At 66.1% G+C, this 14,039-nt stretch carries 10 protein-coding genes, 1 tRNA gene and 1 pseudogene; 4 read left to right on the forward strand and 8 right to left on the reverse strand.

The window, feature by feature from the left end; genetic code table 11:
* Position 1: 1 nt before the first annotated feature.
* On the reverse strand, positions 2-1,042 hold the full coding sequence (locus HV681_RS24275; RefSeq protein WP_254595062.1) for a patatin-like phospholipase family protein: 1,041 nt from the start codon (positions 1,040-1,042) through the stop codon (positions 2-4).
* Positions 1,043-1,349: 307 nt separating this feature from the next.
* Here HV681_RS24275 and HV681_RS24280 point away from each other — a divergent pair, with 307 nt between their 5' ends.
* From HV681_RS24280 to HV681_RS24290, 3 genes and pseudogenes are all read left to right on the forward strand, one after another.
* The gene (locus HV681_RS24280; RefSeq protein WP_175125578.1) at positions 1,350-1,559 is read left to right on the forward strand and encodes a hypothetical protein; all 210 of its coding nucleotides are present in this window, start codon (positions 1,350-1,352) and stop codon (positions 1,557-1,559) included.
* A gap of 77 nt (positions 1,560-1,636) precedes the next feature.
* Entirely contained in the window at positions 1,637-2,884 is a 1,248-nt protein-coding gene (locus HV681_RS24285; RefSeq protein WP_175125580.1) for an HlyD family secretion protein, read from the forward strand.
* Positions 2,881-5,128 (forward strand): annotated as a pseudogene (locus tag HV681_RS24290) (peptidase domain-containing ABC transporter). Before HV681_RS24285 ends, HV681_RS24290 begins: the two are co-directional and overlap by 4 nt.
* On the opposite strand, the gene HV681_RS24295 reads toward HV681_RS24290, so the two are convergent.
* The 3 genes from HV681_RS24295 to HV681_RS24305 form a co-directional block, all read right to left on the reverse strand.
* Positions 5,025-5,666 carry a response regulator transcription factor gene (locus HV681_RS24295; protein WP_175125585.1) on the reverse strand — a complete coding sequence of 214 codons (642 nt, stop codon included), beginning with the start codon at positions 5,664-5,666 and terminating at the stop codon, positions 5,025-5,027. The pseudogene HV681_RS24290 and the gene HV681_RS24295 overlap by 104 nt on opposite strands.
* The gene (locus HV681_RS24300) at positions 5,663-7,492 is read right to left on the reverse strand and encodes an ATP-binding response regulator (protein ID WP_175125587.1); all 1,830 of its coding nucleotides are present in this window, start codon (positions 7,490-7,492) and stop codon (positions 5,663-5,665) included. Before HV681_RS24300 ends, HV681_RS24295 begins: the two co-directional genes overlap by 4 nt.
* A 230-nt stretch (positions 7,493-7,722) precedes the next feature.
* Positions 7,723-8,445 carry a PIG-L deacetylase family protein gene (locus tag HV681_RS24305; RefSeq protein ID WP_175125589.1) on the reverse strand — a complete coding sequence of 241 codons (723 nt, stop codon included), beginning with the start codon at positions 8,443-8,445 and terminating at the stop codon, positions 7,723-7,725.
* A gap of 288 nt (positions 8,446-8,733) precedes the next feature.
* Here HV681_RS24305 and HV681_RS24310 point away from each other — a divergent pair, with 288 nt between their 5' ends.
* A complete protein-coding gene (locus HV681_RS24310) occupies positions 8,734-11,025 on the forward strand; it encodes a putative bifunctional diguanylate cyclase/phosphodiesterase (RefSeq protein WP_175125591.1) in 2,292 nt (763 codons plus the stop codon).
* An 82-nt stretch (positions 11,026-11,107) separates the two neighbouring features.
* Here HV681_RS24310 and HV681_RS24315 read toward each other — a convergent pair.
* The 4 genes from HV681_RS24315 to HV681_RS24330 form a co-directional block, all read right to left on the reverse strand.
* Positions 11,108-11,183 (reverse strand) — tRNA-Lys (locus HV681_RS24315).
* Positions 11,184-11,339: 156 nt separating this feature from the next.
* Positions 11,340-12,137, reverse strand: coding sequence for a MetQ/NlpA family ABC transporter substrate-binding protein (locus HV681_RS24320; protein ID WP_175125593.1), 798 nt, complete (start codon positions 12,135-12,137; stop codon positions 11,340-11,342).
* Positions 12,138-12,182: 45 nt separating this feature from the next.
* Entirely contained in the window at positions 12,183-12,836 is a 654-nt protein-coding gene (locus tag HV681_RS24325; protein ID WP_056569227.1) for a methionine ABC transporter permease, read from the reverse strand.
* Entirely contained in the window at positions 12,793-13,881 is a 1,089-nt protein-coding gene (locus HV681_RS24330) for a methionine ABC transporter ATP-binding protein (RefSeq protein WP_175125598.1), read from the reverse strand. Before HV681_RS24330 ends, HV681_RS24325 begins: the two co-directional genes overlap by 44 nt.
* Positions 13,882-14,039 lie beyond the last annotated feature (158 nt).

Raw genomic sequence — 14,039 nt, forward strand, 5'->3', positions numbered from 1 at the left:
GTCAGACCTCGCCCAGCAGTTCGTCGATGTCCAGCGATGACCGCTTGCCCAGGTCATCGCCATGTTCGGCCAGGAAGCGGTCGGCTGCCTTCCTGCCCTCGTCGCGCAGCATGCACAGGAATGGCCATTCGGCGTTGAGCTTGGAGGAATAGCCCAGTTCCACCATCAGATCGGACGAGACGCGATGGATGCGCATGTCCGCCCACATCCTGCCCTCGCCATTGCCGGGGTCGGCCACCTGCCGCAGCAGCGCAATCATGCGCAGCTCTTTCAGCAGCGACGCGTTGAACGTGACTTCGTTCAGCCGGTTCATGATCTCGCGGGCGCTGCTGGGCAACCCGGGGCGTTCGACCGGATTGATCTGCACCAGGATCGTGTCGTGCGACTGGCATTCCCGCACCAGCGGCGTGATCGTGGGATTACCGCTGTAGCCGCCGTCCCAATACGGGTCGCCGTCGATCATCACCGCCCGGAACATGGTCGGCAGGCAGGCCGAGGCCAGCAGCACGTCGGCATTCACCTCGGCATTCTTGAACACCCGACCGCGCCCCGTACGCGCATTGGTCGCCGTGATGAACAGATGGATGGGCGCGCGCGCCAGTTCATCGAAATCGATGACTTCCTGCAGGATGGCGGCCAGCGGATTGGCCGCAGCGCTGAGGTCATAGGGCGAAAACACCCGCGACGCCAGGTCGAAGGCGATGAACATGGGCGAATGATCCAGCGACCAGGAACCCATCAGGATATCGAGCGGACTGCGGCGAAAAGGGCTGTAGCGCGCGGCGTCGGACACGCGGCGCCAGAAGTCTTCCAGCGCCGCACGGGCGCCGTCGGCGCCCCCCCGTGCATGCCCCAGCACCAGCACCGCGGCATTCATGGCACCGGCAGAGGTGCCCGAGATGCCGTCAATGCCAAGCCAGGATTCTTCGAGCAGCCGGTCCAGCACGCCCCAGGTGAATGCGCCGTGGGCGCCGCCGCCCTGCAGCGCCAGGTCGATCAACAGGGGATCGCGGTCAGTCGGCGACGCTTTGGATCGGGCCACGGCGGTACTCCTTGCGGGAGGCTGAGGGAGCTTGCGATCAGATAACTGCGATATGAACCATGTTGCGGCGCACATATCGTTCGGCAGTTATACGCGATGGCTTTGAAAAGCGAAAGACATCACGGGCGTCCGCGCGCCATCTACGACCAAAGACCGATGCGCCTGCACCGGGCCGCTGCTACTGTCCGCCTCGAGCAAACCAGCCCCCGGCCTTGAAGGTGCGTGACACACGCGGCTGGATCCGCCCGCGGGGCGCTCAGCCGACGTCGGCGCGGCTTTTTCCGCCGGCATGCAGCAGGAGATAGCAATGGAAAAAGTGGAACAGCAGGTTCAGCAAGGCAACGCGGAGTTCCGCATCGAAGCGATGACCGCCGACGAGATCAACCAGGTCAGCGGCGGAATCGGCCCGAACCGCTCCACGGGCGCTTCGTCCTACAACCCGCACGCCCAGCTCTCCACGAAGCCCAATGTCCAAATGCCCAGCACGGCAGGGATCAGACAGGTTTTCTTGAGCTGAACTGACTGACGAGCATTGCGGGGGCCGTCCGAGCCCGGACAGTCCCCGCAGCGCGAAGCCTCTCACGTTCCCGATCCGTGCCGCTCTACCGCGACCAAGCGCTCGCCGCGCAACGCATCTCCGGCCTGGGCGACATCGTCCTGATCCGGCCGGTGTCCTTCGCCCTTGCGACGACCGTTCTGGCGGGCTTCGTGCTGGCCGTCTGCCTGTTCCTGGCGTTCGGCACCTATACCAAGCGCGCGACCGTCAGCGGCCAACTTGCCCCGGACGCGGGACTGCTCAAGCTGTACGTGCCGCAACCGGGCATCGTGCTCGAGCGCCGCGTGCAGGAAGGCCAGCACGTGGCCGCCGGTGAGGTGCTGTATGTCGTATCGGGCGACCAGCAAAGCGCGTTGGGCGACACGCATCAGGCGATCAGCATGCAGATACGGCAGCGCCACGACAGTTTGCACGAGGCCCGGCAAAAGACGGCCCTGCTGCAGCAAGGCGAAGTCGGCACCCAGGCCACCGCCATCGCCAGCCTGAAGGCGCAGCTTGCCGCCATGGACCAGCAGATCGCTGGCCAGCGCGAACGCATCAAGCTCGCGCAGGATAGCGCCCAGCGCTATCGGCAACTGATGGATAAAGGTTATCTGTCGCCCGAGGAAACCGATCAGAAGCGCGCTGAACTCCTGGACCAGCGCAACCTGCTGCAAGCGCTGCTGCGCGACCGCATCGGGCTGGCAACCACCCTTGCGACACACGAACAGTCGCTGGCCGAGCTGACGCTGCGCCATCAGAACCAGCTGGCGCAACTGGACCGGGAATTGTCCGCCGTGGCGGTCGAACTGACCCAGAACGAGGCGCGGCGCCAGATCGTCCTGACCGCGCCCCACGCGGGCGTGGTCACGGCCGCCACCGCCGATCCCGGCCAGGCGGTCGACAGCCGCCGGCCGCTTGCCACAATTGTTCCGGACGGCGCGAACCTGCTGGCCGAACTGCTGGCGCCCAGCCGCGCGGTCGGTTTCGTGGCGCCGGGCGACAAGGTGCTGATCCGTCTGGCCGCCTATCCCTATCAGACGTTTGGCCAGCAGACCGGCATCGTCCAGGACGTGGCGCGCAGCGCCCTGCCCGAATGGCAGCTCGACGACGCCAAGCGCAACACGCCAGACGACGAGGCCGTCTACCGCATCACGGTGGCGATCGAGACGCCCGCCTACGGCCCGCAAGGCCAGGAACTGGCGCTGCGGCCCGGCATGCGGCTGGAGGCCGATTTGCTGCAGCAGACGCGCCGGCTGTACCAGTGGGCGTTCGATCCGGCCATGCGCCTGGCGGAAAAGCTATGAGCGCGCTGGAGCGCCTGGCGCTCGGATTCAAGCGGCGCGTGCCGGGGCTACTGCAGACCGAAGCGGCCGAGTGCGGCCTGGCCTGCGTGGGGATGATTGCGGGCTATCACGGCCACCACCAGAGCCTCGCGGCCCTGCGCGCGCGCTTTCCGGTGTCGATGAAAGGCGCGACGCTCGCCACGCTGATTCAGGTGGCCGGCCAGCTTGGCCTGGCGGCGCGTCCCGTCAAGGCCGGACTGGGCGCCCTCGGCCTCCTGAAGCTGCCCTGCATCCTGCACTGGGAGTTCAATCACTTCGTGGTGCTGACAGCCATCAACGCGCGCTCGGCCACCCTGATCGACCCGGCGAGCGGCGAGCGCACCTGCTCCCTTGCGGCGCTGTCGGCGTCCTACACCGGCGTCGCGCTGGAACTGTGGCCAACGCCGCAGTTCCAGGAGACGCGCGCAAGCGCACCTGTGCGCCTGCGCGAACTCACCGGGCGCATCCGCGGCCTGGGCGGGGCATGCTCGCAGGTGCTGCTGCTGGCGCTGGCCCTCGAGATCCTGACGGTCGTGCAACCCTTCTTCCTGCAGTGGATCGTGGACCACGTGCTGAACACGGGCGACCGCGACCTGTTGACCACCTTGGCGCTGGCCTTCGCCCTGCTGATGGTGATGAAGCAGCTCACCTCGGTGGCGCGCGGCTGGATGCTGATGGTCATGAGCACGACGCTGAACCTGCAATGGCGCACAAACGTCTTCACCCACCTGCTGCGTCTGCCGGTCGCCTGGTTTGAAAAGCGGCACCTGGGCGATGTGGTGTCGCGCTTTGGGGCCGTCGACGAGATCCAGCGCACCTTGACGACCTCATTCCTGGAAGCCGTGCTGGACGGGCTGGTGATGCTCATCACGCTGGTGCTCATGTTCCTCTACAGTCCGCCGCTCGCGGGAATCTCGCTGGGCGCCATGGCGCTTTACGGCATCGTGCGCTGGAGCGGCTATACGCCGCTGCGCAATGCCACCGAGGCGCACATCGTGCACGCGGCCAAGGAGCAAACGCACTTTCTCGAAACGGTGCGCGGGGTGAAGGCGATCAAGCTCTTCCAGCATCAGGACGACCGCCGGTCGCGGTGGCTGTCGCTGCTGGTCAACGAGATCAACGCGGATCTTCGCACGCAGAAGTGGGCGCTGTTCTTTCGCACCTGCAACGGCCTGCTGTTTGGCCTGTCGTCCATCGTCATCCTGTGGCTGGGCGCCAGGCTCGTGCTGGACGGTCAGTTCACCGTGGGCGCCCTGCTCGCCTTTATCGTCTACAAGACACTGTTCGACCAGCGCGTGGCGGCGCTTCTGGACAAGCTGGTCGACGTGAAGATGCTGAGGCTGCAGGGCGAGCGCCTGGCCGACATCGTGCGCCAGTCACCCGAACCGCCGGAAGACATGCCGCAGGCGGACGACATGCCTGTGCGCCCGCCAGTGATCGAGGTGCGCAACCTGCGCTTTCGCTACAGCCCGCAGGAACCCTACGTGCTCGACGGCGTCAGCTTCCGGATCGAGCCCGGTGAATCCGTCGCCATCACGGGGCCGTCGGGCGGCGGCAAGTCGACGCTCATCAACATCCTGCTCGGCGTCCTGGTGCCGACGGACGGCGACGTGCTGATCGACGGGGTGCCCGCCCGCGGCGCCGGCGCGGCCTGCCTGCGCCGGATGGCGGGCACCGTGTTGCAGGACGACGCGCTCTTTGCCGGGTCCCTCGCCGAGAACATCAGTTTCTTCGATCCGCAGTACAGCCCGGAGCGCGCTGCCCAATGTGCGCAGATCGCCGCAATCCACGACGACATCCGCGCCATGCCGATGGGCTACAACACGCTGGTGGGGGACATGGGCACCGTGCTCTCAGGCGGCCAGAAGCAACGGGTGCTGCTGGCGCGCGCGCTGTACAAGCGGCCAGCCGTCCTGTTCCTGGACGAAGCGACCAGCCATCTGGATATCGACCGGGAACGTGCGGTCAACGCGGCCATCGCGCGGCTTGAGATAACACGCGTGATCGTCGCGCATCGGCCAGACACGATCGGCGCGGCCGAGCGGGAAATCGCGCTGGCGAACGGCAAGGTCGTCCGGGACAGCGGCCGGCGCGCATGCGCCGCAGCAAGGGTCGTCCCGGCCTAGACCGGCTTGCCGAACACGCCGCCGCGCCGCGCCACCAGCGTGGCCTGCGTGCGGTTCAGCACCCCAAGCGTGCCCAGGATGGCCGACACGTGCGTCTTGACGGTCTTTTCCGTCATGTTGAGCTGTTCCGAGATTTCCTTGTTGCGCAGGCCATCGCACATCAACCGCAACACCTCGCTCTGGCGCGGCGTCAGCGCGCGCAGCAGCGCCGCCTCGTCCTGCGCGGCGCCGGCACTGCCGGTGGCGGACGCAGCGTGCATGACCCGCGCCGGCGCTTCGTCAATCGCCAGCAGCGCGGCCGCCAGTTCCTGGCAGCTGGCGGACTTGTTCATGAATCCCTGCGCCCCCGCGTCCATGGCGCGGCGCCGGTCCTCGGGATCCTGCGACGCCGACAGCACCAGCACGCGCAGTTGCGCCCGCCGCTGCCGCAGGCGCTTGAGCAGATCCGCGCCCGCGATGTCGGGCAGATAGAAATCCATGATGACGTTGCGGATGGCGTCGTGCTGGTCCAGCACCTCCAGCGCCTCCTGCCCGCTGGCCGCCGGGTGGATGGTCACGTCGGGCAGCGCATCGTCAAGCGCCATGACCAGTGCTTCGCGGAACATGGCATGGTCGTCAATCAATAGCACTGCCGTCATTCGGCGTCTCCGGTCAGGGGGTGAACAGGGGTGGCCTGAAGCAGTCCGGCCACGCGCTCGCGCAGTGCCTGGACCTGCACGGGCTTGTGCAGCAGCGGCACCCCGCGGGCGGCGGCCTCGGACAGCCGGGCCGGATCCGTGTCGCCGCTGACCATCAAGGCCGGCAGGTCCGGATCGTTGTATTCCTCGCGCAGCCTTTCAATGACATGGATGCCCGTCTCGTGGTCGCGCAGGCGGTAGTCGCTGATGATGAGCGCGGGGCTTTCGGCCAACGGCAGCACGCGCTCGAGCAGCGCATTGCCGCTGGTGGCGGCGATGACGCGGCAGCCCCAGCTCTCGAACAGCATGGACAGGCCCGCCAGATTCTGCGGATCGTCGTCCACCAGCAGAACCAGCGTGCCTTCCAGGCCGCCGCTGGACGCGGTCACCTGCGGCATGCCGGGCTCCGGGTCACGCACAGGCGGCTCCGACGCTGCACGTTCCGCGATAGGCGCCGTCAGGGCAAAGACGGTGCCGCGCCCCACCTGCGAGCGCAGCGACAGCTCGTGCCCCAGCAGCCGCGCCGTACGGCGCACGATGGCAAGCCCCAGTCCCAAGCCTTTGCTGCGATCGCGTTCGGGGTTGCCCAATTGATGGAATTCCCAGAACACGCGTTCCTGCTCCGGCTTCGGAATGCCCGGGCCGTTGTCCCAGACCTCGATCCGCAGCCGCCCGCCGGCGCGCCGGCATCCGATCAGCACTCGCCCGCCCGCCGTGTGCGTGATGGCGTTGCTGATCAGGTTGCGCAGAATGCGTTCAAGCAGGATGGGATCCGATCGCACGCTGACCGCGCAGGCCCGCACCCGCACCGTGATGCCCTTCTCGGCCGCCTGGGGCGCGTATTCCGCCCGCAAGCGCTCAAGCAGCGGCTGCAGGGCAAAGGCCTCGACGCGCGTCTCGATGACGCCGGCATCCAGCCGGGACAGGTTCAAAAGCGCGTCGAACAGCTGGCCCATCGCCGCCATCGCGCTGGCGATGTTGTCGACCAGATAGCGGCCATGCCGCGACAGGCGCTCGTTCGTGAGCAGCCCCAGGAACAGGTTGACCGCGTGCACCGGCTGACGCAGGTCGTGACTGGCTGCGGCAAGGAAGCGCGACTTTTCCACGTCGCTGCGTTCTGCGGCCGCCTTCTCCTGGCGCACCTGTTCCAGCAGCGCCAGGTTTTCATAGCCCAGCCGCAAGGCGTCCAGATGCGTGCGGTTCATGCGGTGGATAAACGCCAGGGTGGCGACCAGATAGGCCAGCCCGCTGGTGACCAGCGCCAGGTGAATGGCGGACGGCTGCGCCGCCAGCGCGATGAACATGGGCGCGAAGGCGGGGATCTCGAACGCGTACATGACCGGCAACATCATGTAGTTCGAGTAGATGGCGCCGGTGCCCAGCCCGAACAGGATGACGATGAAAAAGAGCTGGTATTCCAGCGGAACGATGAACGTCCAGTAGGCGAACGGCAAGCCCCACAGGATGCCCGAACACAGGTTGCCCACCAGCATGCGCCGCACCCAGATCCGAGCGGCGGCCGGGTCGGCACGGCGCCGGTCGTAGGCCAGCATGGCACCCAGGCGCAATGCGCCGACCACCAGCGTGACGGCAATCCACAGCAGGATCTGCTGACGGGGCAGCACGTCCAGCAGCGCAAAGACCGAGAAGCAGGCGGTGATCAGTGAGCCAGCCAGCGCGAAGGGAAACATCCGGCGCAGCGCGTCCACCTGCACCTGATGGATGCGGGCGGCATACACGGAACCTTGCGGCGGAGGAGCGGGAATCGGGCCGATGGCAGGTTGCACGGTGATGAGCGCCAGAAAACACGGCGCAACGCGAGAGGCGGGGCCGCCATCAGGCAGCCGGCGTGGAAGCGTCCCGATTTTAGACGTTACACGCTACATGTAAACGGACATTTCACACCACTCGCTGTCTCGTCCGTTTGAGCCGACGCACCCGCATCGAGACTGCCCCGCTGGCTCAACGCCCGCCCTTTCCGCAGCCAGCTCATGAGCGCGCGCAGCGCTATCGCACTTCAATCCGTATCCGCCGCGCCGTTCGTCAACCGCCAGTACGTTTCATGCACTGCCAATTCCAGGGCGGTGCTCTCCAACCCCTTGAGCTGCGACGCGTAGGCCTGGATGGCGCGCGCCTTGCTTGCCGCATCCACGGTCAGACGAACGGGCGTGGCCATGACGCCCCGCGCGAGCAGTTGCGACAGCCGGGCCTGCACGACGCCGGGCCGCTCGCAGTGCGGCACATCCTCGTAGCCGAACCAGGCAACGCCGGGCAACGCGGCGCGGATCATGAGGGCGGCGTCGCTGACGCGCTCGTGGTCGCAATGGAAAACGCCCAGCGGCATCGCCACGCTCGCGGGCGCCAAGCTCGCCAGCAGGTGAAACAGGCGTTCGGTGATCTGCGGTCCATCCTGATCCGCCGTCGCGGTGTACTGACAGTCCAGAAAGCCGAGCTCCCGCCCCACTGCCCCCACGATGCCAAGCGCCTCCCTGTCTTCGGCCAGCCGGCACGTCATCGCGGCGTCCGCGCTGTCGAACCCGCATCGGCGGTCCCAGTCGGTCAGCGGATGCTGCGCGGGCGCCCGCGCGGTAAAAACCGTCACGACCGTGCTGCCCGGCCGCGCCGCTAACAGGCCAGCGCAACTCAGGACGGCGTCATCCAGATGCGGGGAGATCACAACGAGGGGGGATGGCGGCAGCGACGGATCGTCAGCCGGGTTTGGCGCTTGCGCAAGGTCCATCGGGTGATTTCGATCCGCGAGGGATCGCAGTGAATGGCAACCCCGTCATGCAGCAAGCGCCATGCCGGGCTGCATCCACACGCCCCCGGCGCCGCCAAACGCTCTCACCGCGCGGCGCAGGCACGCGAATTGCGGCGCCCGATGTCTGCCCGGCACCGGAATCGTCGACGACCGCGTCAGCGTGCGGATCGATCACGTGCCTCTTCGAATCCTGCCGCGCCGGCACGCGGCCTCGAAGCGCATCTGATCCGTCTGTTGATCGCCCCAACAACACGGAGCTGTACCGGCATGAGAATAAATGAAGGGCCGCTTCCCCGTTCCGCTGGCGGACTTCTCGTCCTGCTGCTGATCGCCTTTGTCGGTTTTCTGGCGGCAATGCTGTTCTCGCTGCACCTGTCCGTCGACAAAAGCGACGATATGGCGGCGATGCGCCAGAGCAAGGAGCTGCAGCAGGCAATCAGCAACACGCTGGACGACGTGGCGCAGGCGCAGGAAGCCGTCGCCATCTGGGACATGCTGGCCGATGAACTGGCCAAGCCCGCGCCCGACCAGGCCTGGCTCGACGACAACGTGGGGGCCTTTCTGCATCGGCTGTTCGAACAGGATCTGGTGTTCATCCTTGGCCCGGACAACACGGTGCGCTTCGGCAATGTCCACGGCGAACTGGTTCCCCCTGAACGCTACGCCGTGTACGAACCGGACCTGCGCCCGTTCATCGCGCTGACTCGCGGACAGGACACCCGGCCCAACAACGACCATGAGCGCCTGCCCGGCCAGCCTCCCTCCACCAATTCGTCGGTGCGCACGACGGCTGCCGCCGTGCATGCCACCGACCTCGCAACCATCGGGCAAAGGCCTGCGGTGGTGAGCGTGATGCGCGTCGCGCGCTTTCCGCCCAACCTCGATACCCCGGCGGTCGAGACGCCCAATCTGCTCGTGAGCGTCAGATTCGTCGACGGGGATTTCCTGCGCTCGTTCGCACGAGACAACCTGATAGACGGGCTTCATTATCATCCCGTGCGCACGCGTCACGATGGAGTGCACGAGCGCGAAGAGCCCCTGCTGTCGTCCGATGGCGCGTTGCTCGGCTATCTGATGTGGCGGCCCGACCTGCCCGGCTCCGAACTTTGGCGCTCGATGCTGCCCGCCGTGGCCGCCATGCTCGCCAGCGCCTTCATCCTTGTCGCATGGCTGGCGCTGCGCACCTATCGCCTGCTGCGCCAGCAACAGGCGCACCTGAGCGCACTACGGACGGCCCATGTCGAACTGAAGGCCAGCGAAGCGCACGCGCAGCATCTCGCCTTTCACGACGTGCTGACCGGACTGCCTAACCGCGCCTATTTCAATACCTGCGTGGACCAGGCGCTGGTCCGCCGCCGGCCCGATGCGTGCTGTGCGGTGCTGCTGCTGGACCTGGACCATTTCAAGCAGGTCAACGACACGTGGGGCCACGCCGCGGGCGACGCGCTCATCGAAGAGTTCGCAAGACGGGTCAAGCTCATCCTCGGGCCGGACGATGCGGTCGCGCGGCTGGGCGGAGACGAGTTCGCCGTGCTGATGCAGAACGCGACCGAAGCTGGCGCGACCGAGCTGCTGCAACGCATCCTCGCGGAGGTGCGCGAGCCCTTCGACCTGCTGGGCGGCCGGGCCTTCGTGGGCGCCAGCATCGGCGCGTCGATGGCCCCGCGTGACGGCACGACGCGCAGCGAGCTGCTGCGCAAGGCCGACATCGCGCTGTATCGCGCGAAGGAGCTGGGCAGGAACCAGTACAGCTTCTTCGCCCCCGACATGGACGACACGCTGAAGGCCAAGGCGGTGATCGAGGAAGACCTGCGCCGCGCGCTGGCTGACAGCGGCCAGCTCCAGGTCCATTTCCAGCCGCAGATCGACAGCAGCACGCAACAGCTGGTGGGCGTGGAGGCGCTGGTGCGATGGAACCATCCGGGCAAGGGCCCGGTGTCGCCGCAGATCTTCGTGCCGGTGGCCGAGTCCACGGGGCTGATCGTGCCGCTGGGCGAATGGGTACTGAAGGAAGCCTGCCACGCCGCGTTGCAATGGCCGGGCCTGTCCATCGCCGTGAACCTGTCGCCCGTGCAGTTTCGCGGCCAAGGGTTCGCGGAGCGCGTCATCGACCTCGTGCAACGCGCGGGCGTGGACCCCGCGCAGATCGAACTGGAGGTCACTGAAGGCGTGTTCATTGAAGACGATGGCCGGGTGCAGAAAGCGATCGCCACACTGCGCGCCGCGGGATTCCGGATAGCGCTGGACGATTTTGGAACCGGCTATTCCAGCCTGAGCTACCTGCAGCGGTTCGCGGTCGACAAGATCAAGATCGACCGCAGCTTCGTGGCCAATATCGGCGAAGGCAGCGATTCGACCGCCATCGTGAATGCGGTCGTGATGCTGGGACGGTCAATGGGACTGACGATCAACGCTGAAGGGGTCGAGACGCCTGCGCAGCGCGATTTTCTGCGCGCTGCGGGCTGCGATGAATTGCAGGGCTTTTTGTTTTCGCGCGCGGTGCCGGAAGCAGAAATTACCGAGTACCTGCGTAAGGCGCGGTCTATAGCCGGCCGCTGACCCTTGACGCCAAGGGCGCTTGGACCCAAACGCAAAAACGCCGCTATGAATAGCGGCGTTAACAATGTCCTGCGAATTGGGGTGGTGGGTTGTGCGAGACTCGAACTCGCGACCAACGGATTAAAAGTCCGCTGCTCTACCGACTGAGCTAACAACCCGACCGAAGCCCGAAATTATGGCGGATTTCGATGGGCTTGTCAAAAAATGACAGCCGGTCGTGTTGCAGGCGCGGTCTGTCCGCATCCCGCCGCCACAACCCGCCAAAAAAACGGCCGCTCGCGGCGGCCGTCTTCAGAACGCGTCCAGCTCCTGGATTACCAGGCGGCCACCACGGCGCCCTTGAACTTGGTCTGGATGAATTCCTTCACAGCGGGGCTGTGATAGATCGAGACCAGCTTGGCGAACTCGGGACGGTCCTTGTCCTTTTCACGCACGACCAGCACGTTGGCGTACGGCGAATCGGGCGATTCCTGGGCGATAGCATCCTTGGTCGGGTTCAGGCCGGCTTCCAGCGCGAAGTTGGTGTTCACGGCCGAGGCGTCGGTGTCGTCCAGCGAACGCGGCAATTGGGCGGCGTCCAGTTCGATGAAGCGCAGCTTCTTGGGGTTTTCGACCACGTCGATCGGCGTGGCCTTCAGGCCCGCTTCCGGACGCAGCTTGATCAGACCATTGGCCTGCAGCAGCAGCAGCGCGCGGCCGCCGTTGGTCGGGTCGTTCGGCAGCGCGATGCGGGCGCCTTCCTTCAGTTCGGACAGCGACTTGATCTTCTTGCTGTAGATGCCGATCGGGAAGATCACGGTCTTGGCGATGCTGACCAGCTTGTAGCCGCGATCAGCGTTGGCGTTGTCCAGGTAGGGCTGGTGCTGGTAGCTGTTCAGGTCCAGGTCGCCCGCGGCGAGCGCCACGTTGGGCTGCACGTAGTCCGAGAACTCGATGACCTGCAGGTTCAGGCCCTGCTTGGCGGCTTCGGCCTTGACCACATCAAAGATCTGGGCGTGCGGGCCGGCGGTGACGCCGACCTTCAGGGGCTTGTCCTGAGCCAGCGCGGGCTGGGCGAAAACGGCGGCGCCCAACGCGAACGCGGCCAGCGACTTCAAAACCTTGATGCTCATGTTGCGATATCCCGATATGACGGAAGTAGGAAAAAACAAAGTGGATCAGCGATGCGACATGCGGCGCACGAAGCGGTCGCCCAGGCTCTGGATGGCCTGCACCAGAACGATCAGCACGATCACGACCGCGGCCATGACGTCCGACTGGAAGCGCTGGTAGCCGTAGCGGATCGCCAGGTCGCCCAGCCCGCCGCCGCCGATGGCGCCGGCCATGGCCGAATAGCCGATCAGGCTGACAACGGTCACGATGGTGGCGGCGATGAGGCCCGGCAGGGCTTCGGGCAGCAGCACCTTCATGATGATCTGCATGGGCGACGCACCCATCGCGCGCGCTGCGGTGACCAGACCCGGATCGACTTCGCGCATGGCGTTTTCGGCGATGCGGGCCATGAACGGAATCGCGGCCACGGACAAGGGCACGATGGCGGCGGTGGTGCCGATGGAGGTCTGTGCCACCAGCCGCGTGAACGGGATGATCGCGACCATCAGGATCACGAACGGCACGGAGCGGGTCGCGTTGATGATGGCGCCCAGCACGTGGTTCACGGGCTGGTTTTCAAGCATGTTGCCGCGCGCGGTCACCGTCAGCGTCACGCCGAGCGGAATGCCGATGATCACCGCGATGGCGCTGGCCACGCCCACCATCAGCAGGGTGTCAAGCAGCGACGTAATAAGCAGGTCGATCAGTTGCGGACTCATGAGCTATTTCTTCAACGGTAATGTCACGGGCGTTCAGGGCGGCGATGCCGTCCTTGAGCGCGGCGGGCGCGCCTTGGGCCAGCACGAACATCGTGCCCACGGCCACGCCCTGGATGTCTTCGACGCGCGCCTGCACCAGGCCCACGTCCAGCGCGAACTGCCGGGTCAGGTCGGACAGGAAGGCGCCCGATGCGTCGGTGCCGGTCAGCGACAGGCGCAGCAGACGCACGGCCTGGCCGGGCTTGGCGGCGGTAAGCGCGCGGATGCGTTCCTGGACGGCGGCCAGCGTGGCGTCGGTCAGTTCCGACGCGGTGGCGGCCGACACCATGTTGCGCGTCACGTCGTGGCGCGGCTGGGCGAACACTTCACGCGTGCTGCCGACTTCCACCACCTCGCCCTGCGACAGCACGGCGACGCGGTCGCAGACCTCGCGCACGACTTCCATCTGGTGCGTGATCATGACCACGGTCACGCCGGTCTTGCGGTTGATGTCGCGCAGCAGCGCCAGGATGTTGTGCGTGGTTTCCGGGTCCAGCGCGGACGTGGCTTCGTCGCTCAGCAGGACGTCCGGATTGTTGGCCAGCGCCCGGGCAATGCCGACACGCTGCTTCTGGCCGCCGCTGATCTGGCTGGGGTAACGGTCGCGCAGATGCTCCAGGCCTACCAGCGCCAGCAGGCGCTCGACGCGCGCCGGAATCTCGGCCTTGGCCACGCCCGCGATTTCCAGCGGCAGGGCCACGTTGCCGTACACCGTGCGGCGCGACAGCAGGTTGAAGCCCTGGAACACCATGCCGATGCGGCGGCGCTGTTCACGAAGCTGCGCTTCGTTGAGGCCCGTCAGGGCCTGGCCGCCGATGGAGATGTTGCCTTGGTTGGGACGTTCCAGCAGGTTGATGCACTGGACCAGCGTGCTTTTACCGGCCCCGCTGGGACCGATGATGCCGAAGACCTCGCCCTGCTCGATGTGCAGGTTGATGCCGCGCAGCGCCTGGAATTCTCCGTGCGGCGTGGCATAGGTCTTGGATAGGTTCTCGATGTGAATCATGGCAAGCGATTTTGTATCTTTTCTCTTCTAAAGAGAACGACCGTTTTTTCCATTTTTAATAACTACAAGTAATATGAGTTGCCGACGCGGCCCCGCTGCGCTTCTCAAAGAAGGCGCAAGTGCCCCGACAACGGCGATCCGGCAAAGACACAAAGGGC

The organism is Achromobacter animicus, assembly GCF_902859585.1.
Classification (GTDB): Bacteria; Pseudomonadota; Gammaproteobacteria; order Burkholderiales; family Burkholderiaceae_B; genus Achromobacter; species Achromobacter animicus.